This is a genomic window from Vibrio misgurnus, from assembly GCF_029635775.1.
In the GTDB taxonomy this organism is placed as follows: Bacteria; Pseudomonadota; Gammaproteobacteria; order Enterobacterales; family Vibrionaceae; genus Vibrio; species Vibrio chanodichtyis.
The window spans coordinates 1593859-1616285 of sequence record NZ_CP113241.1; the positions used below are offsets into that span (position 1 = coordinate 1593859).

General features: G+C 44.9%; 18 protein-coding genes and 1 riboswitch. Of the genes, 7 read left to right on the forward strand and 11 right to left on the reverse strand.

The window, feature by feature from the left end; genetic code table 11:
• Nucleotides 1–417 precede the first annotated feature (417 nt).
• Together OOK74_RS07380 and OOK74_RS07385 are read left to right on the forward strand one after the other, a co-directional pair.
• Nucleotides 418–1275: an ABC transporter substrate-binding protein gene (locus OOK74_RS07380; protein WP_274721321.1), complete on the forward strand. Its 858-nt coding sequence runs from the start codon at nucleotides 418–420 to the stop codon at nucleotides 1273–1275.
• An 11-nt stretch (nucleotides 1276–1286) separates the two neighbouring features.
• The gene (locus OOK74_RS07385; protein WP_278182503.1) at nucleotides 1287–2759 is read left to right on the forward strand and encodes a methyl-accepting chemotaxis protein; all 1473 of its coding nucleotides are present in this window, start codon (nucleotides 1287–1289) and stop codon (nucleotides 2757–2759) included.
• A gap of 91 nt (nucleotides 2760–2850) precedes the next feature.
• Here the strand turns inward: OOK74_RS07385 and OOK74_RS07390 are convergent, their stop codons facing one another.
• The 5 genes from OOK74_RS07390 to OOK74_RS07410 form a co-directional block, all read right to left on the reverse strand.
• On the reverse strand, nucleotides 2851–3537 hold the full coding sequence (locus tag OOK74_RS07390) for a DUF4405 domain-containing protein (protein ID WP_278182504.1): 687 nt from the start codon (nucleotides 3535–3537) through the stop codon (nucleotides 2851–2853).
• Between the two features lie 12 nt (nucleotides 3538–3549).
• On the reverse strand, nucleotides 3550–4197 hold the full coding sequence (locus tag OOK74_RS07395; protein WP_278182505.1) for a flavodoxin: 648 nt from the start codon (nucleotides 4195–4197) through the stop codon (nucleotides 3550–3552).
• A 108-nt stretch (nucleotides 4198–4305) separates the two neighbouring features.
• A complete protein-coding gene (locus OOK74_RS07400) occupies nucleotides 4306–4746 on the reverse strand; it encodes a carboxymuconolactone decarboxylase family protein (protein ID WP_278182506.1) in 441 nt (146 codons plus the stop codon).
• Nucleotides 4747–4999: 253 nt separating this feature from the next.
• Nucleotides 5000–6430: a heavy metal sensor histidine kinase gene (locus OOK74_RS07405; RefSeq protein WP_278182507.1), complete on the reverse strand. Its 1431-nt coding sequence runs from the start codon at nucleotides 6428–6430 to the stop codon at nucleotides 5000–5002.
• Between the two features lie 31 nt (nucleotides 6431–6461).
• Nucleotides 6462–7136: a heavy metal response regulator transcription factor gene (locus tag OOK74_RS07410; protein WP_277206048.1), complete on the reverse strand. Its 675-nt coding sequence runs from the start codon at nucleotides 7134–7136 to the stop codon at nucleotides 6462–6464.
• Between the two features lie 301 nt (nucleotides 7137–7437).
• On the opposite strand from OOK74_RS07410, the gene OOK74_RS07415 reads away from it, so the two are divergent.
• The gene (locus tag OOK74_RS07415; RefSeq protein WP_278182508.1) at nucleotides 7438–8112 is read left to right on the forward strand and encodes an alpha/beta hydrolase; all 675 of its coding nucleotides are present in this window, start codon (nucleotides 7438–7440) and stop codon (nucleotides 8110–8112) included.
• A gap of 117 nt (nucleotides 8113–8229) precedes the next feature.
• On the opposite strand, the gene OOK74_RS07420 is transcribed toward OOK74_RS07415, so the two are convergent.
• The gene (locus OOK74_RS07420; RefSeq protein WP_001927356.1) at nucleotides 8230–9261 is read right to left on the reverse strand and encodes an IS630 family transposase; all 1032 of its coding nucleotides are present in this window, start codon (nucleotides 9259–9261) and stop codon (nucleotides 8230–8232) included.
• 96 nt (nucleotides 9262–9357) lie between these two features.
• On the opposite strand from OOK74_RS07420, the gene OOK74_RS07425 reads away from it, so the two are divergent.
• Nucleotides 9358–10440, forward strand: coding sequence for an MBL fold metallo-hydrolase (locus tag OOK74_RS07425; RefSeq protein WP_274721317.1), 1083 nt, complete (start codon nucleotides 9358–9360; stop codon nucleotides 10438–10440).
• A 194-nt stretch (nucleotides 10441–10634) separates the two neighbouring features.
• On the opposite strand, the gene OOK74_RS07430 is transcribed toward OOK74_RS07425, so the two are convergent.
• The 5 genes from OOK74_RS07430 to fdhF all read right to left on the reverse strand — a co-directional run bounded on the left by OOK74_RS07430 (nucleotide 10635) and on the right by fdhF (nucleotide 19337).
• Nucleotides 10635–11894: a sensor histidine kinase gene (locus OOK74_RS07430; protein WP_406707935.1), complete on the reverse strand. Its 1260-nt coding sequence runs from the start codon at nucleotides 11892–11894 to the stop codon at nucleotides 10635–10637.
• An 11-nt stretch (nucleotides 11895–11905) separates the two neighbouring features.
• Complete coding sequence (locus tag OOK74_RS07435; protein ID WP_274721315.1) at nucleotides 11906–12583, reverse strand: response regulator transcription factor; 678 nt, start codon at nucleotides 12581–12583, stop codon at nucleotides 11906–11908.
• 78 nt (nucleotides 12584–12661) lie between these two features.
• Nucleotides 12662–13042, reverse strand: a complete 381-nt coding sequence (locus OOK74_RS07440) for a diacylglycerol kinase (RefSeq protein ID WP_274721314.1) — start codon at nucleotides 13040–13042, stop codon at nucleotides 12662–12664.
• A gap of 24 nt (nucleotides 13043–13066) precedes the next feature.
• Entirely contained in the window at nucleotides 13067–14659 is a 1593-nt protein-coding gene (locus tag OOK74_RS07445) for a phosphoethanolamine transferase (protein WP_274721549.1), read from the reverse strand.
• A gap of 496 nt (nucleotides 14660–15155) precedes the next feature.
• Nucleotides 15156–19337 carry a formate dehydrogenase subunit alpha gene (gene fdhF, locus OOK74_RS07450; protein WP_278182509.1) on the reverse strand — a complete coding sequence of 1394 codons (4182 nt, stop codon included), beginning with the start codon at nucleotides 19335–19337 and terminating at the stop codon, nucleotides 15156–15158.
• A gap of 479 nt (nucleotides 19338–19816) precedes the next feature.
• Nucleotides 19817–19924: riboswitch (TPP riboswitch) on the forward strand.
• A 96-nt stretch (nucleotides 19925–20020) separates the two neighbouring features.
• Here fdhF and thiD point away from each other — a divergent pair.
• The 3 genes from thiD to OOK74_RS07465 are packed head-to-tail and all read left to right on the forward strand — an operon-like array spanning nucleotide 20021 to nucleotide 22425.
• Nucleotides 20021–20878 carry a bifunctional hydroxymethylpyrimidine kinase/phosphomethylpyrimidine kinase gene (gene thiD / locus OOK74_RS07455; protein ID WP_274721313.1) on the forward strand — a complete coding sequence of 286 codons (858 nt, stop codon included), beginning with the start codon at nucleotides 20021–20023 and terminating at the stop codon, nucleotides 20876–20878.
• Nucleotides 20868–21626 carry an ABC transporter ATP-binding protein gene (locus tag OOK74_RS07460; RefSeq protein ID WP_274721312.1) on the forward strand — a complete coding sequence of 253 codons (759 nt, stop codon included), beginning with the start codon at nucleotides 20868–20870 and terminating at the stop codon, nucleotides 21624–21626. The genes thiD and OOK74_RS07460 overlap by 11 nt, the downstream gene beginning before the upstream one ends.
• Nucleotides 21619–22425, forward strand: coding sequence for an ABC transporter permease (locus OOK74_RS07465; RefSeq protein WP_274721311.1), 807 nt, complete (start codon nucleotides 21619–21621; stop codon nucleotides 22423–22425). Before OOK74_RS07460 ends, OOK74_RS07465 begins: the two co-directional genes overlap by 8 nt.
• Nucleotides 22426–22427: the final 2 nt, after the last annotated feature.

Consider the following 22427-nt stretch of genomic DNA (forward strand, 5'->3'; position numbering starts at 1 on the left):
GGTTCAATAAAATAATTCCATCACAGCCATACTGCATAACAATCATCAATACCAAAACATAGAAATAAAACAAAAACTAATAGTAATGTCATGCTTCTATTACAATAGCGTTAGCCACCCCTTATTCACTTGAAACATTTAATTACACTTTGCACAACAAAACGGCAGAAATAATAAAATAATTAAGTCGTAACTAATCTGAACACCAATAAAGCATCACCCAGACAAATTCCAAAATATAAAAAAATAACAATAATCAATACCACAATAAGAATTAACCCACATTAATCCAAGTCCTTATTCTGAACGCCGTTCAATACAGTAACCCAATATGATATATTTGAACTCAGTCGATAATGCTATAGGACTATGGCGTACTCTTTATCGCAGATAATTATTCAAAATATAGAGGGAGTTATGAGCAAAATTTTTACTTTAAGCGTGCTGATATCTAGCCTTTTTTCGGTAGGCACTTTTGCTGAACCGTTAAAAGTGGCGGGGAAGCCTGATGATGACAAATTACACTTAACCTTAATTAAAGAAGTGATCAAACGGTCCGATCGCTTTGACAGTCTTGAATTTATTTACCGTCAAAATGGTGAGCCAGCCGCTTCGCGCATCATGGCCGATCTTGAGTCTGGGGCCCTCGATGTTATGTGGGTAGCAACCAGTACAGAAATGGAGCAACGTTTTACTGCGATACGCTTTCCGATTTATCGAGGCTTACTTGGGATGCGCATCGGTTTAATCCATCAAAAAGATCGCCAACTGCTGGCCCATGTGCGCAACAAAGCCGATCTTCAGCAATATACCATCTGTTCAGGAAAAACCTGGCCTGACACTTTCATCCTTGATGCTAACGGCTTAAAAACCGCTAAATCACTAAAATACCCCAACATATTTGAAATGATGCTGGCAGGAAATCGCTGCCATTTCTTCTCTCGTGGCGTGATGGAACCTTTTGCCGAGGCGGAATCTCACCCTCAATTGCCTCTGGCGATAGATAGCCACATTATGCTGCGTTACCGAATGCCTTACATGCTATTCGTTAAAAAAGGCAATACGGAATTGCAGCAGCATTTATTTACCATTATCGATGAAATTTTTGCCGATGGTACCTACGAACAGATGTTCTTTGCCGATAGAGAAGTGAATATGGTGCTGTCGCTGGCTAAATTAGATCAACGCACCATCATCGATCTGGACAATCCATATTTGACCGAAGAAGCCAAAACCATACCTCAGAAATACTTTTTTGACCCGCTTGCAAACTGAGATTGAACCCCATGAATAAACTGACTAAAAAAATGATCCTGATGATTTCGGCAATCATGGTTATGGTTGCTGCCGTGACGCTGCCGACTCAATATATCATCACTAAAAATGCCGCTGAACGAGAAGCCAAACACAATGCGCTTGAAGTGGCAGCAGAACTTGAAGTGATCTTACAAGAGCCGGTGTATGTATACGATAAGCCTCTGGTACAAAATATCATCGATGCCTACGCGGCAAAAAATTCCATCGCTTTTATCTTGGTCGCCGATCAAAACGGTAAACCATTAGCTGAAGTAAAAGTTCGCCCTGCGGAAAACACTTCCGATGTTGCGATCACGTGGGATAACTTAGCGGTTGGTAAAGTCACCATCGGCTTTAACCAAGCGGCTATGCGCGAAAAATTAGCCGACACTATGACGATGTCCTCATTAATCATGTTGTTGGTTTTTGTCGTCAACTTGCTATTAATTTCTCTAGTAGTAGATCGCAAAGTCGTCAATCCGATCAAACAGATGTCAGACAATATGCGCGACATCGCAGCTGGTGGCGGTGATCTGACTTCGCGTGTTGCCGAGCAAGGCAACGATGAAATCACCGAACTTGCCGCCGCTTTCAACCAATTTGTCGCAACCGTGCAAAGCATTATCGTGGATACCGCAAACACCACCCAGCATCTCACTCATAACGGACATGCGATTGCACAATTACGCGATAAAATGAACGCACAAACTAGCCAGCAATCATTACTCACCCATGAAAGCCTAAGCAAAATTGAACAATTTGATCTGGCCACCAAAGAAATTGCTGCGCACACAGAAAACACCTTGCATCAATCTAATGATGCGCTGCAATTAAGTCATCGCAGTGGTGAAACAATTAAAGTCAACGCAAGCAACATCGATGAATTAGTGACTAGCCTAGAGAGTGCGGCAGACTGTGCCAACTCATTAAAAGTCAGCAGCGATGATATTGGTCGAGTGATTGTGGTGATCAAAGCGATTGCCGAGCAAACCAACTTACTGGCGCTCAACGCCGCGATTGAAGCAGCTCGAGCTGGTGAAAGCGGACGTGGTTTTGCAGTGGTTGCCGATGAGGTGCGGGCATTGGCATCAAAAACCCATGATTCCACTAACGAAATTGAAACCATCATTCAACGTCTACAAACCGAAGCTTCAGCATCCTTCAACGCTACCCAAAAATCCAAGCAACTGATTGAGCGCACCCAACAGAGCTCAGCTGAAATCCAACAAGCACTGAGCAGCATTATTCATTCCGTTTCGTCGATCAATACTATGGTCGATTCGGTAGCCTCGGCGTGTGAAGAGCAATCCAATGTCAGCTCAACCGTCACCGACGATATGCACCGCTTAAATTCAAGCGCCAGCCAAATGCAGGTGGTTAACGGAAACTTACAATCTCTCGCCGAAGACATCTTGGGCTATACCCAAGAGCTCTCCGGACAGATTGCACGCTTTAAATATTGAAATCCATCAGTTAACGACAGAAGAGGCGTCAGCGCCTCTTCTGTTCATCCTGCCCTAAAACGTCATGCACAATCCAATTTAGCCACGCCACTTATTTTACTGCCACTCTCGCGACTAACCATAACACCAACCCAATCAAGATCCGGGTAAGGTAGGCAACGGCGATGATGATGGAGAGAAAATCGAGATAAAAGATCCATTTCGACTCGTCAAAATCAAAAAAAGAATAATTTACCTGCATCAATAAATAGTGATGAATTTGTCGAGCAATCAGTTGATAGCATCCATAGCCGGTAATAACCAAAAACAGAGTGGGCATTAGCCGATGAGCAAATAATGAAGTCAGTGGTATATTTAAAATACCACTAAAAAATTTGGATAACATTTTCCAATGCATACCAAGATGTACTGCTAGCAAAATTTGCATCCAATACACACTGGTCATATGTATTTTCCGGATTAAATTGGACGCATTATGGAAAAAAACATTCGGCACCAAGTATTGCGAGAGCATCAAGCCACTAGCCACAGCAATAATCAATCCCAATATCAGAGCGAAGGTAGAACAAGACCTTAACCGAAGAAATAAGTCGCCATTCCGCTTAGCGGCATTTTTAAACCAATGCCAATTTAATAGACAGTGCAGCATAATTAAGCTAAAGAAAAGGATAGCCAGCCATTCATGCCATATCTCACCCCACAAGTGAAAACCAAACAATGTGCCGGCTAATAAGAGTAAAAATATATCTTGTATAACTTGTAATAGGTATTTTTTCATCAGAGCATCGCGTTATGGTTGAGTCACCGTTTTCACCCATTCAGCAACCTGATCCGGTATCTGTTTCTCTGCAATATTATTGCGTGAAATCGCTAACCCCGTGGTAATCACCGTTGCATTGGGTTGAAGGTTTTGGATCTGCTTTATCGAACCAGAGAATCGGCTGCCTCCATGGACGGTAAATGGAATAATCGTTTTGCCAGAAAAATCATTCTGTTCAAAAAACGAGTACATAATCATTGGCATTTGATACCACCAAATCGGATACCCAACATAAATAGTGTCATACTGCGCTAGATTCTCGATGGCAGACTTAATCGCTGGCCGAGTATTGGTGCGCTTTTCTTGCTGTGCAAATTCCAGTAATGGGTCATGAGTATTAGGGTATTCAAATGGAGCTTCAATACGATAAATATCTGCGCCGGTTTGCTGCTGAATCAGCTGAGCCACATACTGATTTGAACCGACAAGCATGCCATCTTTCAGTAATAGGCTCGCGCCTGTCGCTGCATCAACCCCATTTAATGCCACATCTTCTGGCACAGAAAAATAACTGACCAGTATTTTGCTTTCTGCGCTGTGTAGGATTGGCGCATAAATAGTAGAAATCAATAACAGCATGCGCGTCATGTGAATATGAATCGGCAATATAATTTTCATCATCATCAACCTTTTTAAAATTAACACCAATGACTTATCTATGGTTTGACTGCCAAATCAGGAATAGATAAGTCATTTCGATTAGAGAATATGCAGCATATTCGGTGATTATCTTTTACGGTTACTCTCTACCAATGGCGGTCTTGCTTTCGGTGTCGATTCATTAAACACCTCTCTCGCCACGGATACCGCAGTCACTGAGGTTGGCCATCCAGAATAAAAGGCCAGATGAGTGATCGCTTCGATGATTTCTTGCTGAGTTAAGCCATTTTTTAAACCAATCCGAATATGAGATCGCAATTGATCAGGTCGATTCATCGCCACTAGTGCACTAATCGTTGTCAGGCTTCGATCTCTCGGTGATAGCTCTTTACGCTCCCAAATATCTGCGTACAAAACATCATCAGTAAGTTGCGCCAATTTAGGGGCAATATCCCCCATTAAAAGCTGAGCGCGGGAAGGTTGCTCATCGGCATAGCTAATATTAACTGTGCTGCCGATGAACATGACGGTGACCAAAAATAATGATTGGGATAATTTTATTTTCATCTTAAATTTCCTCTATTTAATCGCGATCCATTAATAAGATGAAATAAGATTAACCACTCAATCGGGTCAGGATACTGACCTTAAGCTGACACTTTTGTCAGATGCATCCGAAATTAAAATAAGCTTTTATAGCCAAACAACTTGGAGTTACAGTTAGGCAAGTGAGTGAGTCCCCATCAGCATAGGCAAACTATATGATAGGGGTGAGCGAACGTAGCCAACACCACTGCAACTTCAAGTAGGAAGAGTCTATTTATAACTCCGTATTGGCTGTAGATTGCTCTAATCGATGGCCTAACGTAAAACCAAACGTATTAATACCTTGTCCGCGAATATCTCGCTCACTGGTAGCAAAAACCGTTCCTCCATGCATTAATGCCACCGCTTTAACAATCGACAAGCCTAAGCCATGATGAGCATGACTGTCTTTGCGAGCAGAGTCCATGCGGTAAAAACGCTCAAACAGGCGCGATAAATGCTGTGCTTCAATCACCTCACCGTGATTAGTAACCGAGACTCGCACTTCATGCCGATCAGGTTGCAATTTAACTACCACCGAAGTGTGGCTTATTGCGTATCGCGCACTATTGCTCAACAGGTTGGCTAAAGCACGATGAAAAAGCCGATAATCGATACACGCGCAGGCCTCCCCCTCGATCACCACTTTAATGTCATGCTCAAAAAACAACGGCGCAATATATTCAAGGGTTTTCTCGGCTTCTTCTCGCAGAGAGACTTTTTTTACATTGGTGGCATTCTCGCCAGCATATGCCCGCGATAAGAACAGCATGTCATTCACAATCGAAGTCATACGTTCCAACTCTTCGAGATTGGAACCTAAGGCATCTTGCATGCTGTCGATTGATTGACGGCTGGATAATGCCAGTTGCGTTTGCACCATTAAATTGGTCAGCGGCGTTTTCAGCTCATGGGCCACATCGGAGTTAAAACTGTCTAGCTGCTGCCAAGCCCTTTGCTGTCGATCTAAAACACCATTGAAAGAAACCGCCAGCTCTTTCAGTTCAATCGGTAATGCTTCTGAATCTAAACGCATCCCATGCTGATTGGGGGCTAAGTGCTGCGCCTGCTCACTGAGCTGATTGACCGGTTGCATCCCAATCCGCACTATCACATTGCTCAATAGCGCGATCAAAGCGAGCCCAAAAACCGTAATAATCACCAAATTGCGGGTAAATTCATCATAAGTGCTCATATAAGCACTCGATTCTAAACCAATCACATAACGGATACCTTTCATGCCATCTGCACTAGGTAAATCAACGATATACAAATAGTTAGAACAAGATTCCGGGGTTGGAGAAGGTATGCGCGCGTAACCTGGGCTTAGGTCAGCAACGTTAACTCCCGGCAAAAATGCATTCCCTAACATCGATTGATGATTGGCATCAAAAATCCAGTAACTCACTCGCCCGCCTTCGGTTAACGCTAAATCGGTAAGCTTGGTGATTAAGATTTGCCAGCTATTGAGATCGGTTCGGGAGGTTATCCAAGGTTCAATCAGGTTAGCTCGAAACGCCAATTCATTATGCATTTGATTGGCTAAGGAATCATGCAGCGAAAAACGCAGCAGTAAGCCATAAACCGAAACCATCACCACAAAAGCCACCACAAACATGACCGCTAAACGAATCGCTATTGAGCGAGGGAAGATTACTGTTGCCATAATTCACATATCATCTAAAAAACCGGAGCGATTATCGAACTTCGAGCACATAGCCCATACCTCTGACGGTATGGATCAGTTTATCGCTAAAAGGCGAATCAATTTTTGCTCTTAACCGTTTAATCGCAACTTCCACCACGTTCGCATCACTATCAAAATTCATATCCCAAATTTGTTCAGCAATCATCATTTTGGATAAAATTTCACCTTGATGACGCGCCAGCAAACTGAGCAAAGCAAACTCTTTGGCGGTTAAATCCAGCCGTTTTTCAGCCCGGATCACGCGGCGCGATAATAAATCTAGGCTTAAATCATGGATCTGTAACCGGGTAATATCCGCACCATCACTCGGTCGACGGCGCAGCAGTGCTTGCACCCGAGCGACCAGTTCGGTTAATGAAAAAGGTTTAGGTAAGAAATCATCCGCGCCATGTTGCAAACCTTTTACCCGATCATCCACACAGCCACGGGCTGACAACATAATTACTGGCGTTGATTTTTGCTTACGCAATGCTTCTAGCACACCATAGCCATCCAACATGGGCAGCATGACATCCAAGATGATCACATCATAATCATATTCCAGTGCGAGATAGCGCCCATCGATACCATTTTCGGCCACATCGACCATGAAGCCTAACTCGGTTAATGCGCGATGGACGTAAGAAGATGTCTTTTTTTCATCTTCAACCAAGAGTAATCGCATCGGATCTCCTTTTATTTACTCGCTGGATAGGGATGTTACGGGCTGATTATAACGGGAGTTACATAACATGTAGCTGACATTTTCCTGTCGAAATTATCAGTTAAGCCGCTCAAGGTGACCAACATGAAAAATATCTACCCGCAAGCAACTTAAAGTGAAACTGACAAAAGCGTTATCTCATCGTCACTTTCCGGTCAGTGTGATCCGACTATGCTGGTCTTAGCATCACCACACAGCCGATTATTAACTTTTTTATCCAACGACAAAATCCATTTATGTCATATTGATTAAGGGAACCCGCATGAATAGAAATATTATTAAAGTGACATTTCTCGCAGCAGCCATCAGTCTTAGCTCTGGCTTCGCTTTGGCGGAAGATTATAGAAAAAATCCATTTACTTTGACGTATAAAGATGCAATTACGCAAAATATCACCGGCCAAGTCAATATTCATCCGGTTAACTACGCCTTAAATAATATTAATATTGTGGCTAACGTATATACCCCAGCCAATTATAATCCTAGCCAAAAATATCCTGCTATTATCGTCGCACACCCTAATGGTGGTGTAAAAGAACAAGTGGCTGGCTTATACGCACAGAGACTCGCCGACCTGGGCTATATTACGATTACCGCGGATGCGGCTTATCAAGGTGGCAGTGGCGGTGAGCCAAGAAATATCGATAAACCCTCTCACCGAGTTGAAGATATACACGGCATGGCGGATTTTATTAGCCAATATCCCGGCGTTGATAGCGAACAATTAGGCTTACTGGGCATTTGTGGCGGTGGCGGTTACTCATTAAAAGCGGCGCAAACTGACAAACGTTTCAAATCCGTCGCCACATTGAGTATGTTCAATTCAGGTATTGTGCGCCGTAATGGCTACCAAGATTCGCAAGTCGCAACTATTCAAGAACGTCTAAACCAAGCTTCAGCAGCAAGGGCACAAGAAGCAAAAGTCAGTATGGTTTAAGCCATGAAAATAACCAGTTAGATTGAGTTTTTATTGGCATGTGAAAATAAAAAATATTGACACAGCTCAATTTAGCAGGTTAGTTTCCAATTCAGATCAATAAAAATTTATACCGAATCAACTTGAAGATGCTGGCTTGAGAACCTGAAAATTATCATTAATTCGAGATGTCAAAGAGCCTGCGATCTCTGGAAGAGTCACTGCAAAAAATTGGTCTATTGCCGCCTTGAAGTCCCGTTTTCTTTTGAAGTAAACGTTGTTCCTCGACTTCTCATTCATTACTTTCCATAGCCGCTCGATTGGGTTGAGGTTTGGACTGTAAGGTGGAAGATAATGCAGTTCAATATTCAGGACAAACGCCGCATCTTTGACTAAGTCACTGCGGTGATATCCCGCACCATCCAAGATGATATGAAGCTTATGAGCTAAGGGATAACTCTTTCTTAACTCACAGAAAAAGCGAACAATCGATTCACTGTTAATGCTCTCATAGTTGTGAACAATGGTTGCTCCAATATCCGACAAGTTCAGTGCGCCAATAATGTTCAATCGGCTACGATTACCCGTTGTTTCAATCACTTTATCCTGACCAGTTCGTATCCAGCCATGAGATATTTTTGTTGATAGTGTTGGGTGAACTGCGTCGATAAAGACTATCGATTCATCCTTGCCACAGCTTGCCTTTAACGCTTCATAAGCCTCTATAAATGCTTGCTGTTGTGCTTCATCAAACTTGTGTGGTACGCCTTTCGGTTGCTTGTAGCTAAAACCATTGTGGTGAAGCCATTTATTCATACCAGAAACCGTGTAATCCAGTCCAAATGTCTCTTTAACGTAAGTGACAATTTGATGCGTATGAGAATAGGTTTTCTCAGTCAAATGCTCGATTAGGTGCATGGTTTGAGTAGCAGAAAGCTTGCTTTGGCTTCCGCCATTTTCAGGCTTAAGTTTTTCAGAAAGAACGTAGTCGCTGAGATGACGAGCAACGGTCGATTCATGAATACGAAGAGCTTGTGAAATCATAGTCTGACTCCAGCCTTCAGAAGCCAGCAAAACAGCCTTAATACGGTCGCAAACTCGACTATCACGTTCAATGTCGTGCATTTGTTCGAGTTGCAGTTTCTGTTGAGGAGTCAGTGTAATTTTCATGGTTCGTAGCATGACCCTGATTCTATCGAAAATCAAGCATCTTCAATGATCACGGGTATATTTAAATTTAAATTTAAAGGTAACTAAGGTTTACACGTGAAAATTCTGTTTATTATTCTGGCAATTGCATTAGCCAGTGTTTATTTCTATATGAAACAACCCGCGTTGATCAACCCGATAGTTGAACCACAGCTTAACAGTGACCATTATTCGAACGGATATTTTAACAATCCGATTGAGAGTCCGGTCAGTACTAGCTCGGAAAGCTTTGCATCTAAACTCTATAAATTTGTGTTTGCTAAATATGAAGAGGCGACTCCAACACAGAGCATTCCATCTCGTAAAACAAATTTACATCAGTTGGATCCGAGTGAAAATATTATCGTGTGGATGGGGCATTCATCTTACTATATGCAATTAGAGGGAAAGAAATTCCTTATTGACCCAGTATTTAGTCAAAATGCCTCGCCAGTGCCGATGACCAACTTAGCTTTTGCTGGATCAAATATCTATCGTGCAGAGGACATCCCTGAAATTGACTACTTACTGATCACTCATGACCACTGGGATCATTTAGATTACCCAACCCTGAATGCACTGAGAGCCAAAATCGATCAGATTATTACCCCAATTGGGGTGGGATCATACCTAGTACAGTGGGGATTTGATGCCAATAAAATCTACCAAGGTGATTGGTTCACCACGTTTGAACAGCAAGATATCACCATTCATGTGTTACCTGCGCAACATTTTTCGGGGCGAATGCTAGAGCGTAATCGAACGTTGTGGGCATCATTTGCAATTGTGACCGCTAAACACACGATCTATTTTAGTGGCGATACCGGTTATAGCCCGCACTTCAAGCAAATTGCCGAGCAAATCGGTGATATTGATATTGCCGTGCTGGAAAATGGTCAATATAACGACGATTGGGCTTATATTCACATGACACCAGAGCAAGCGGTACAAGCGGCAAAAGATTTGGGCACCAAGGCTGTGTTACCTTCGCACAACAGCAAGTTTAAGCTTTCGCGTCATACTTGGTATGACCCGCTGCAACGAGTTTATAACGCGAGCCTAAACCAGCCTTTCAAGCTGATGACACCAATGATTGGTGAGATGGTCGAGATTGATAATGACCAACAAGCGTTCAGCATGTGGTGGCAAGAGATTAAATAGCCTTAGCGCTCACCGGTGCAAACCATCACCCACTATTGGCGATGGTTTATCAATCACAACAAGCCTATCAGTTCGAAACGGATAGGCTTTTTCAATACGGTAATGTGATTAATCAAACCTGATATTACTGATCGCGGCACATGGTTGTCGCTAATTCCATTAAAGATAGCAACGCACTATTACCTAAAAATAATTTACCCAAAAATAATGATCGCCTCACAGCCACCGTCTGGCGCATTTTGTATGGAAAATTGCCAATCATAGCGACGGCACAGATCTTCAACAATTAATAGACCTAGACCATGCCCATCTTGATTGGGAGTTTGATTGAGTCCTTGACCACTATCGCGAATGGTGAACGATAGCGCATCAACCTCAACCCTAACCCCACCATGATCGGTGGCTGCAATCGCATTTCTGAGCAAGTTACCGACCACCATATTCAGCACCGCAGGTGAGGCGTAGATCTGTGGCATCTGGTGAAAAATCAGTTCCACACTAATGTTTTTATCTTTGGCCTGAGCACTATTGTGCTCAATGATGGTTGCCAGTTCGGCTTGGCTAACCGAGCGCAATACGGTTTCCTCTTCGACCCGCTCGTAACGTACGAGCGCTAATAAAGCATCGACCATCACCGTCATTTGCAATGTGGCCTGATTGATACGTACGATCTGCCGCTGCTGAAAAGCGTTATGCACATTACGTTCTAATAGCTGGCTTGCCCCTTTCACAATTGTCAGCGGCGTTCTTAATTCATGGCTGGCATAACGAGCGAATGCTTGCTCACGTTTTAATAAACTATGAATATCATGTCGATATTGATTAAGTTGATCCGCTAAGATCTGAAATTCACTGGCACTGCCATTCGGGATCACAAATACGTGAGCCGCATTACCACTTTGCTCAGTTAATTGTTTGATCAAATAATTAATCGGTTTAATTAAACGTTGCGACAAGCGCCTTAATAGTATCGCAAAAATGAGTAACAATCCTGCAATACTCGTGATAACAATCAGGCTGGCATAGACAGTTTCATAATCAGCAAACTCAATTTGGTTAATATCAGAAATTAATATAACCGGCTTTTTCTCACCCTCTTTTAAGTAATAACCGAAATAGAGCATAACCGATTCGGTGCCATAGCCTACCTCACCGACAAAACTCTCTCTGCCCTTAAAATATTTATGATATTTTTTCGGAATCAACTGAATATCATCATAAGCATGAGTAAGAATATCAATCGTGATCTCACCAGACTCGCCATTAATAAATCTTTGAATAGCTTCATTTTTATCTATTTCAATGCGCCGCTCTCCAACTTTATCTTCAGACCAATGCAGCGCTGCAAAAAAAATTATATAGCTCACCACTCCCATGATAAGCGAGACAATGGTAAAAAAAATCGCCAACTGATTAGTTAGAGTTCGGGTACTGGCAAAACCAATACTTTTCATACCAATACTTTTCATATTGCTTTCTCCAACCGAAAACCAATTTTTGGCACAGTGATCAGCATAGATGAAGCAAAAGGCTTATCTAATTGACTACGTAATTGGTAAATATGGCTGCGCAATATATCATTATTAGGTTCATTATCTTGCCAAAGCATATTAGTAATATCATCACGGGTGACAATATCTGGAGCTCGTTGGCAAAGTAATTCTAAAATTGAATAAGTTGTGGGATTTAATAAAATCCGGATACCATCACGATAAGCTTGACGAGTTTTTTGATCAATGCGCAAACTACCAAATTGTAAAGATGCTTCTGTAACCGTGCGCCGGTAGCGTTTAATTAACGCTTGCAAGCGAGCATCTAATATTTCAAGGTCAAACGGTTTGGTTAAATAATCATCCGCACCGTAGTTGAAACCATTTAACATATCCTCGCGGCTATCAAGTGCGGTTAACATCAGTATCGGGGTCTCATTTCCTGCGGATCTAAGCTTTTCACACACGGTCAAGCCATCCATACGTGGCAGCATAAGGTCCAGAATAATCGCATCAAATGCAGTCTCTAATGCCAACTTGAGGCCTAACTCTCCATTATCGGCATAATCAAGCTCGACCTCTTCACTTAAAAAATAATCAAATAAAATCCCGGCGACTTCTCGATTATCTTCGACGATAAGCACTCTCTTCATATTATTTGCTGATAGCCTTATGCAACCACAAACCCTATTGTATTTAAAACGATATTGATGATTAAAAAGTGTTGATGGTTAAATATAATTTGTCCACACCACTACAAACCAAATCGTCAGCGAACAGATCATACTCAGTAATACGACTGCAGAGCCAATGTTCTTCGCCACACCCGATAGCGCATGATATTCCAACCCTACCCGATCGACCACCGCTTCAATCGCAGTGTTGACCATTTCCGCAAATAAAACAAATACCATTCCTAACATCACGAATAGGGTATGCATGGCGGGTAAATCCAGCCAAAAAGCAAACATTGTCAGCGGCACAAACAGCATCAATTCTTGCTGAAAGGCCGCTTCGTTTTTACACAGCCATTTAAACCCATTAAAACTATGTACAAAGGTATACATGATCCGCTGCATACCCACCCGCTTAATAATAATTTCCTGTTGCATATTCTCGGCTCTCTATTCATCAATTTATGACGCTAATCGGCAATTTTGGGTAATATCAAGTTCAAGATTTTGCACTTGTGATTGTACGCCATATAGGCCAAGCAAGCTGTGAAATAAATTATCATGTGACAAGCTATATTTATGTGCTTTCTCCTTAAGACACTGAGTACTGAAGCCTTTTTGCTGCGCATAAGGTTCTGGGATCCACATCAGCCATGGCACTTGAGTCTGTTGTTTAGGAGCAATGGCATAAGGGGTTCCGTGTAAATATAGCCCACTCTCGCCCAGTGATTCACCGTGGTCAGAAATGTAGGTCATCATCACGTTATAGTCATTTGCTACCTTTTTCAGCTCATCGATCACCAGTGCTAACACATAATCGGTGTATACCAATGTATTGTCGTAAACATTGACAATTTGTTGATCATTACAGTTTTCAATATCACTACGGTTACAGGCGGGTTGGAAAGGAGCCTGCGCATCGGGATAACGCTGCCAATAAGTTGGACCATGACTACCAATAGTGTGTAATACCAGTAGTTTATTATGGTGACCTTGGTCGATAAACTCTTGGGCATCTTTCAACATCGCGACATCAAAACAGGTAGAACCGTTACAGTCTTGATTTTTTAGTGAGGCATCAATGGCGATATAAGGTAACTGCTTCGCAACCCCTTTATCTCCACCATCATTATCAATCCACAAAATATCCACTCCGGCGTGTTGTAGTACATTCAACACATTATCCTGTGCGGCAGCGGCAGCTTTATTATAGCTATGACGCGTCATATTAGAAAACATACACGGCACTGATAAAGCGGTATAAGTGCCACATGCAGAAACATCTTGAAATGAAATTAAGCCCATATCTTGGGTATATGGATTGGTATTACGTGGGTAACCATTATAGGCAAAATTCATCGCCCTCGCCGTTTCACCGAGCACAACAACCATTAAGGTTGGTTTACCATTTTCCACAGCTAAAACTTTCGCATCACCGCCCAACTCTTGGTATGCAAGTTGCGTTTCAAAATAAGACTTTTTTAAATATTTAGCCCCATTGTAGATATGAGCTGGAATAATCATTTTATTCAGATAGCTATTATTTCGACCCACAGAGGCATAATCTTTGTAGCACATTTCAGCAATCAGACCGATCCCCACCACGGCGATTAACACTATCCCTAAACGAGCAGTCAGCGCATGTTGCCAACTGCGGTAGGGAGTGATGCGAACCAAGATCAAAAATAGGCAAGGCAACCCACCAAACACCAACAGATACAATAGTGTGGTAGGGTTCAAGTAGAATCGTATTTCTGATGAGTTGGTTTCAAACACACTTTCCATCATCGTCAAGTCAAACATGGCCTGAAAATTTATTGCGGCATACAGTACCCCTGCCGAGGTCAGCACCACAAACGCCATAAATGGCTTAAAAACATACGGCCAAGCAAATAATGAAAATAGAATAATAAAAGCACAAATCAGTAATATGGGTGCTGTGTAAGCAAATAGAGGATTAGAAACATTCTCGCTTAACTTAAAAATGGTTTTTAATATGGGATAATTCATCACTGTCCCAAAATAGACGGCACAACATAGAATTAGCGTGGTCATCGTCATTGGAATACGGTGTAAGGGGAATCGCGTTACTGTTCTCATCAATAATAACCTAGTCCTAGTTTGATATTATCGGGATATACAGTTGCAGAAATTTAGACGATCAATTCAAATCCATCGCTTAATTGTAAAAACATCCAATAATCAATACGATTTGGTGAATGCCCCATCATCCAAATATCTACAACACAAGAAGTATCGCAATGATGATGTGAAAAAAATGTCAATGATGGCGTCGGTAGAGCACGCCATATTGTTGATGAGTAGCAAGAATGTAATCGGTGATCAGATGACCAGCCACTAAGCCGTGAGATTTTTACAACCAGTGAAGGCTGCTGTTGAGAAACGCAGATAATAAACAACTATACCCAAACAACTTCGAGTTGCAGGTAGGCGGCAAGTGAGTGAGTCCCCATGCGCATAGGCAAACTATGTGATTGGGGTGAACGAAACCAACACCGCTGCAGCTTCAAGTGGGAAGGCTATATGACGGCTACAGCTTTTCCACTCGCACCGCAGCGACTTTAAACTCTGGGATCTTGGCATGAAGATCGGTTGCCGTAGTGGTCAGACGATTGACAGGCGATTCGACAAAATGGAATGGAATAAACACCACTCCAGCTTGCATTCGCTTGGTGACAAAGGCAGCGATTTCAATTTCACCACGACGGGTAGAAACTTTGAGCATATCACCGTTGCCAATTCCAAGCGTCTGCGCATCTTGCACACTGATCATCGCTCGTGGACCGGCAAGCTTGTTTAAACCTGGAGTTTTACGTGTCATGGTACCCGTGTGAAATTGCTCTAACACTCGCCCGGTGGTCAGCACCATTGGAAACTCTTGATCCGGCAGTTCAGCGGCATAGCGAAATGGGATCGCCTCCATCTGTCCTTTGCCACGTGTAAATTGGGTTTGATGCATGATGCGTGTTCCAGCAGGATTATTTTTACTACTCGGCCACTGTACGCCATCATAGGGAATATTGTCCCAATTGAGGCCAGCATATTGTGGCGTGACCCGCGAGATTTCATTGGTAATGTCAGCTACCGAACGATAGTGCCAATCACTACCCATCGCATTGGCAATGTCTTGAATAATGCGCCAATCCTCTTTCGCTTCACCCGGTGGATTCAGCGCAGGATAAATACGCTGAACACGACGCTCAGTATTGGTGAAATGACCGGATTTTTCAGCAAACGAATAGGAGGGCAACACCACATCCGCGTATTGCGCGGTTTCGGTGAGAAAAATATCTTGCACCACTAAGAAATCCAGCGCTTGTAAACCTGCAATCACATGTGCCTGATTAGGATCGCTCAGTACCGGATTTTCACCCATCACATACAACGCGCGCACTTCACGGCGACATGCGCCATCAATGATTTCGGTCAGGGTTAAACCGGGTTCCGCCGAGAGATGCGGTGCATTCCATGCACTGGCAAATTTTTCACGCACCAAGGGGTTATACACTTTTTGATAACCAGGGTAAGTATTAGGCAGCGCTCCCATATCACAAGCGCCCTGCACGTTAGACTGACCACGTAATGGATTGATACCTCCGCCTTCAATCCCGATATTGCCACACAGTAGTTGCAGATTGGCGATCGAGCGAACGTTATCATGTCCGGTAGTATGTTGCGTGATACCCATGGAGTAATATACGGCGGTGCGCTTTGCGGTGCCTATCATCCGCGCCATCGCAAAGATATCATCCGCTTTTACGCCCGTAACCAGCTCGACTTTATCTAAGGCATAAGCAGGCGACATTACCAATTGCAACATGGTATCAAAACCATCAACCCGCTCTTCAATATACTCGCTATCGTACCAACCATTTTTGATGATTTGCTGCATCACACCATTGATCAACATTACATCGGTACCCGGACGATGTGCCAAATAAAGTTCGGCATGATCGGCCATCGCGATACGTTTCGGATCTGCCACAATTAAACGCGCACCATGATGACGAACCGCTTGTTTGATGTGAGAGGCGATCACCGGATGCGCCGCTGAGGTATCAGAGCCAATGATAAAGATAACATCTGAGTGTTTGATGCTGGGAATATCGTTGGTCATCGCCCCACTACCGAGCGAGGCTTCTAATCCGGTAACGGTCGATGCGTGGCAAAGCCTAGCACAATGATCTACGTTATTGGTCCCCAACTCACGACGCATAAATTTTTGAAAAGCGTAGTTGTCCTCATTGGTGGTTTTCGCCGAAGAGAAACCAGCCAATGAGCGACCACCGAAATCTTGTTTGATAGTACGGAATTTATCCGCAATCAAGGTAATGGCTTGTTGCCAACTGGCCGGTTGCAACTCACCATCTTTGCGGATCAATGGGGTGGTAAGGCGCTCTTTGCTGGTGATAAAGTCAAAACCGTACCGGCCTTTCACACACAACATGCCTTGATTGACTGGCGAGTGTGCTCCTTCAACATAACGAATTCGGTTTGCCGCTTGGTCGACATGCATAGTCAACTTACACCCCACACCACAGTAAGTACAAATGGTCGTCACTTTCTTCAAAGGTGTTACGCGGCCTTGTGAGCGATCACGCGCATCGGTCATCGCCCCAACAGGGCATGCTTGTACACAAGCACCACATTGCACACAACGAGAATCGCCCATCATCACCCCTTGACCACCAAAATTCGGACGGCAATCAGGGCGCAGCACAGGACGACCATGTTCAAGCTGCATAAAGCTCAGCACGCCTTGCACAGACTGCTCTTGACAGGCTTGAATGCATTGACCACAACTAATACAGCGGTTGGCGTCAAACACAATAAACTGTGAACTGCGATCGACAGCATATTTATGGCGCGGATCGCTGCGACGGAGCTCTTGCCATTCAGCATCACTGTTAATATTCACCGAATGGTCAAAGTGTTGCGTTGCACCATACTCTGTCGCGTAATCGCGCAAGTTACACGATGTATTGACTTGGCAGCCACACTCTAAGCAACGCGCCGCTTCGGCCATCGCTTGAGTATGATCAAAACCGAGCTCTACCTCTGCAAAGCACTGTTCACGCTGTACGGATGTGAGCTCTGGCATTATTGTGCGAGCCACTTTTTGAATATGGGCAAAATGGTAGGGATCAACCTGCTGCAGCTTCTTCTCTTTGCGAGAGTTAAAAGGCGTCACGGGAATGTTGTCCATATCACCGTCAAAGAAACGATCTATCGCTTGTGCAGCAAGACGACCATCAGCGACCGCTTCTACTGCGGTTGCCGGCCCACGACGAAAATCGCCAATGCTGAAAATATTACCGGTTCCGGTGTGCATGGTTTGTGGGTTGGCATCCGCCGTATTCCAACGCGTGAGTGGAATTGTTAATGCTTCACCTTGCATAAAACTCAAATCTGCTTGCTGAGAAACTGCGGCAATCACAGTATCAAACGATTCCGTGAAATATTCTCCCGTCGCTTCAGGACGGCGACGCCCTGAGGCATCCGCAGCACCAAGGGCCATTTTTTCCAACTTGACCGCGCTAACTCGCCCGTACTGATCGGCGATATTTTCTAGCGGGTTGGTTAAGAACAGAAACTTCACCCCTTCATGCTCAGCTTCTTCAATTTCATACTCTGCAGCAGGCATTTCAGCGCGGGTACGACGATAGATAAGAGTGGTGTCAGCCCCAGTGCGTACCGCGGTGCGTGCACAATCAATCGCCGTATTGCCGCCACCGATCACCGCAACTTTCTTACCCGTGGTAAACCGTTGCTCGGTGACAAAGTCTTTTAGATAATCTACCCCCAAATAACAACCGGCAAGATCACTGCCTGGGTAGTGCATGGCTACCGCTTGTGAGGCTCCGATGGCTAGGCATAACGCATCATAGTCGTGACTTAATTGCGATAACGTGATGTCTCGGCCAAGTTTTTTATCGGTATGAATCACCATACCGTTACGGCACATCAACGCGATCTCTTGATCAAGAATGCTTTTCGGTAACCTGTATTCTGGAATGCCGTAGCGCAGCCATCCGCCCGCTTGAGGCATCGCCTCAAATACATCCACTTGATAGCCTTCATTAGTCAGGTAATAACCGGCGGTTAAGCCGCTAGGGCCACTACCGACAATCGCGATGCGCTTGGATTTGTCGGCTTTTTTCTCTGGCGTGTAAGCCTGTTGCGCGGCAAGGTCGGCATCCGCAGCATGGCGCTTCAATTGGCGAATCGCCAGCGGATTATCCACCAGCGATCGGCGACATTCTGCTTCACAAAATGCAGGGCAGACGCGACCAATCGACAATGGCATCGGCAAGGTGCGTTTGATGACTTCAATCGCTTTTTGATGGTCGTTTTGCGAGATATGATAAAGATACGCTTGAATATCGACACCGGCAGGACACGCCGTTTTGCACGGCGCTTCACAGTCTGCATAGTGGTCACGCATAATGCGGTTAAGTGCCTGTTTACGCTGTAGCGAAAGGGCGGCAGATTGGGTTTTTACGCTGAGGCCATTGTAAACCTCAAGCTCACAAGCGCGGCGAATACCGCCACTTTCCACTTCAACCACACACAAATCACAGGCAATTTTCTCTGCTGAGCGATTCAGACCACACAGCGACGGGATCTCAACTCCACACACTTTGGCCGCTTGCAGAACGGTTTGCCCTGCCTCAACGATACGATATTTACCATCTATGACAATTTGGATCATACGTTACCCCTTCAGCCAGCGTGTTGCAGCAGATTTTGTAGCGCCAAAAGCAAGCGAGTGGCCTTACATCAAGCCATTGTTCCGCCATCTGAGCGACTTATTATCATTTCCCACATTAAACATAGGGGAATGTTGCGTGTAACATCATACTCAAGCGCTCTCACTTTCCTAAGCAAATGTCATGCAGAATGTGAAGCGGATATAAGCAAAATTCGCGGCGTGCTATACCCAAACAACTTGGAGTTGCAGGCAGACGGCAAGTGAGTGAGTCCCCATGCGCATAGGAAAACTATGTGATTGGGGTGAGCGAACATAGCCAACACCGCTGCAACTTCAAGTAGGAAGGGGATAAATAACGGAAGCATTGGGCATATCTTATCCCGCACTATATTTGACACTGACTACAACTCATCATCCTTACCACTCACATCAACACTCAAAAAACGTATCGCTTGCTTAAACGTCCTGTTATTATCCTTGGCAAATAGTCGGGGGGCCACGTGATAAACGTCGGCTGAGATCGAAATTCGAGACCCGTTGAACCTGATTCAGTTCGTACTGACGTAGGGAACTATAAGTACTTTGCCTTATGCCTCATTTCTCCGGCGGGGAAAGCCGATCCGAAATCTGATCGCTCTCAGCCAGCAAAGTCAGTTCCTATACGTCTTGCTATAGGAGCGACCATGACAGCACCATCACCGTTTTGTTCTCACCAGACCCGATCCTCAGCCATTCCTATTGTATTAACCATCGCAGGCTCAGACAGTGGTGGCGGGGCAGGCATTCAAGCCGACATAAAAGCCATCTCGGCGACGGGCAGTTTTGCATGCTCGGTGATTACCGCCATCACCTCACAAAATACCCAAGGCGTGTCAGCCATTTTTCCGATCCCGCTTGAACATGTAGCCAGTCAACTCGATGCTGTCTTTACCGATCTCAATATCGTGGCGGTAAAAATCGGTATGCTGGCGGATGCCAATATCATCAACGTTGTGGCGCATAAAATTCAACAATACCAACCTAAACATCTGGTGATTGACCCTGTTATGGTTGCCACCAGCGGTGATCTCTTACTGGAGCAATCCGCGATCAGCACATTGAAACAACGGCTCATCCCGCTTGCAGACATCATCACCCCCAATCTTGTTGAAGGCGCGACACTAACCGGAAAATCAGTACCGCAATCGGAAGCAGAAATGCAGGCGATGATGGATGACCTTCGCGCGCTTGGCGCTAAAGCGGTGTTGTTAAAAGGCGGCCATCTGGAGCACGATCAAAATAGTAATGATCTGCTGATCACGCCAAATAGTGCCGAACTGATCAGGGCACAACGTTACCCCACCAACAACACTCATGGTACAGGCTGTACCCTTTCGGCGGCGATGGCTTCTTATCTTGCACAAGGCCATCACCTTAGCCAAGCGGTTCATCTCGCTAAGCAATACATCTCTCAAGCGATCGCTCATGCCGATGAGCTGCAGGTGGGTAAAGGTCACGGCCCGGTACACCACTTCTTTGCAGGGCACCAGGATGTGCGTTAAAGCAATAGGGATTGAGCTTAGTGATGCCAGTCTGAGATACCAAGACAGCCAGACGGCGACATTAGCAAGAATGAGCATGACCATTCCTGCTGGTCAGTGGACGGTGTTATTGGGGCGCAGCGGCTGCGGAAAAACTACGCTGTTACGCTATCTGGCTGGCTTGTTAGATCAGCAGGTGGTTTGGCAAGGTCAGTTAACAACCAGCGACGGATTACCCCTGCGCGAGCGGATCGCCTATATGGCACAACAGGATTTGTTGTTGCCGTGGCTCAATGTACTGGACAACGTTCGCTTAAGTGCACGCTTTTCTGGCTCGCACTCCAATCCCGCAGCGGAAAAACAACCAGCGATTCACTTGCTTGAGCAAGTTGGCTTAGCGGACTATGCCGATGCCAAACCCGCCCAGCTTTCTGGAGGAATGCGGCAGCGCGTAGCACTGGCCCGCACTCTGATGCAAAACAAGCCTTTGGTTTTGATGGATGAGCCTTTCTCGGCACTCGATGCCGTAACGCGGCATAAGTTGCAAACCTTATCTGCCACGCTACTCAAAAATAAAACGGTGGTGCTGATCACTCATGATCCACAAGAAGCGGTGCGGCTGGCTGATCAGTTGTATGTACTGCAAGGCTCCCCCGCCCAAGCTAAGCCTCTAGCGCTGCCCGACACTCGCCCTCCTCGCTTGTTTGATGGTGCCTGCGCCACTTTACAACAGGCGATCTTAGATCAGTTGGAGCAAGATTATGCGTGATATAACTCAATACCCCGCAGCCTCGCTATCGATCACTCAACCACAGCCCGTCAGCGATCCAATTCTACGCCTAGTGATCACGACCGCAGTCATCTTAGGCCTGTGGCAACTGGTGGTCATGGCCTTCAATATACCGAGCTTTATTTTGCCAGCACCACTGGATGTGTTACAGCGGCTACTCGCTCGCTACCCCGTGTTACTTGCACACACTTGGGTCACCGCACAGGAAATCTTGCTCGGTCTAGGGCTCGGTTTGTCTATGGGATTGCTGTTCGCGCTACAAATGTTGCTGTACGAACCACTAAAACGTTGGCTACTGCCGATACTGATCGCCAGCCAAGCCATTCCGGTGTTTGCCATCGCGCCCATTCTGATGCTGTGGCTTGGCTATGGCATTGCCTCCAAAGTGGTGATGGCCGCGATCATCATCTTCTTTCCAGTGACCACCTGTTGTTATGACGGTTTACGCAATACCCCAACTGGATACCTCGATCTGGCCAAAACCATGGGCGCTTCGAAATGGCAACTACTGTGGCACATTCAATTACCGGCGGCACTACCCACCTTGGCCTCTGGCATTCGGGTTGCGGTGGTGATCGCTCCTATCGGTGCGGTCGTCGGAGAGTGGGTTGGATCCAGTGCTGGCTTGGGTTATCTGATGCTGCAAGCCAACGCACGGATGATGATCGACGAGATGTTTGCCGCGCTGTTTATCCTTGCCGTGCTCTCCATCGCACTCTATTTCATCACGGACAGATTATTGAAAAAAGCCATACCTTGGCAAAACCAATCAAGATAACG

Excerpts from the sequence above, each read along its gene's own strand:
- OOK74_RS07435 (WP_274721315.1), bottom strand. The coding sequence starts at position 12,583 with ATGAAGAGAGTGCTTATCGTCGAAGATAATCGAGAAGTCGCCGGGATT.
- OOK74_RS07395 (WP_278182505.1), bottom strand. The coding sequence starts at position 4,197 with ATGAAAATTATATTGCCGATTCATATTCACATGACGCGCATGCTGTTA.
- OOK74_RS07460 (WP_274721312.1), top strand. The coding sequence starts at position 20,868 with ATGTGCGTTAAAGCAATAGGGATTGAGCTTAGTGATGCCAGTCTGAGA.
- OOK74_RS07410 (WP_277206048.1), bottom strand. The coding sequence starts at position 7,136 with ATGCGATTACTCTTGGTTGAAGATGAAAAAAAGACATCTTCTTACGTC.
- OOK74_RS07440 (WP_274721314.1), bottom strand. The coding sequence starts at position 13,042 with ATGCAACAGGAAATTATTATTAAGCGGGTGGGTATGCAGCGGATCATG.
- thiD (WP_274721313.1), top strand. The coding sequence starts at position 20,021 with ATGACAGCACCATCACCGTTTTGTTCTCACCAGACCCGATCCTCAGCC.
- OOK74_RS07390 (WP_278182504.1), bottom strand. The coding sequence starts at position 3,537 with ATGAAAAAATACCTATTACAAGTTATACAAGATATATTTTTACTCTTA.
- OOK74_RS07415 (WP_278182508.1), top strand. The coding sequence starts at position 7,438 with ATGAATAGAAATATTATTAAAGTGACATTTCTCGCAGCAGCCATCAGT.
- OOK74_RS07445 (WP_274721549.1), bottom strand. The coding sequence starts at position 14,659 with ATGACCACGCTAATTCTATGTTGTGCCGTCTATTTTGGGACAGTGATG.
- OOK74_RS07380 (WP_274721321.1), top strand. The coding sequence starts at position 418 with ATGAGCAAAATTTTTACTTTAAGCGTGCTGATATCTAGCCTTTTTTCG.
- OOK74_RS07400 (WP_278182506.1), bottom strand. The coding sequence starts at position 4,746 with ATGAAAATAAAATTATCCCAATCATTATTTTTGGTCACCGTCATGTTC.
- OOK74_RS07385 (WP_278182503.1), top strand. The coding sequence starts at position 1,287 with ATGAATAAACTGACTAAAAAAATGATCCTGATGATTTCGGCAATCATG.
- OOK74_RS07405 (WP_278182507.1), bottom strand. The coding sequence starts at position 6,430 with ATGGCAACAGTAATCTTCCCTCGCTCAATAGCGATTCGTTTAGCGGTC.
- OOK74_RS07465 (WP_274721311.1), top strand. The coding sequence starts at position 21,619 with ATGCGTGATATAACTCAATACCCCGCAGCCTCGCTATCGATCACTCAA.
- OOK74_RS07420 (WP_001927356.1), bottom strand. The coding sequence starts at position 9,261 with ATGAAAATTACACTGACTCCTCAACAGAAACTGCAACTCGAACAAATG.
- OOK74_RS07430 (WP_406707935.1), bottom strand. The coding sequence starts at position 11,894 with ATGAAAAGTATTGGTTTTGCCAGTACCCGAACTCTAACTAATCAGTTG.
- fdhF (WP_278182509.1), bottom strand. The coding sequence starts at position 19,337 with ATGATCCAAATTGTCATAGATGGTAAATATCGTATCGTTGAGGCAGGG.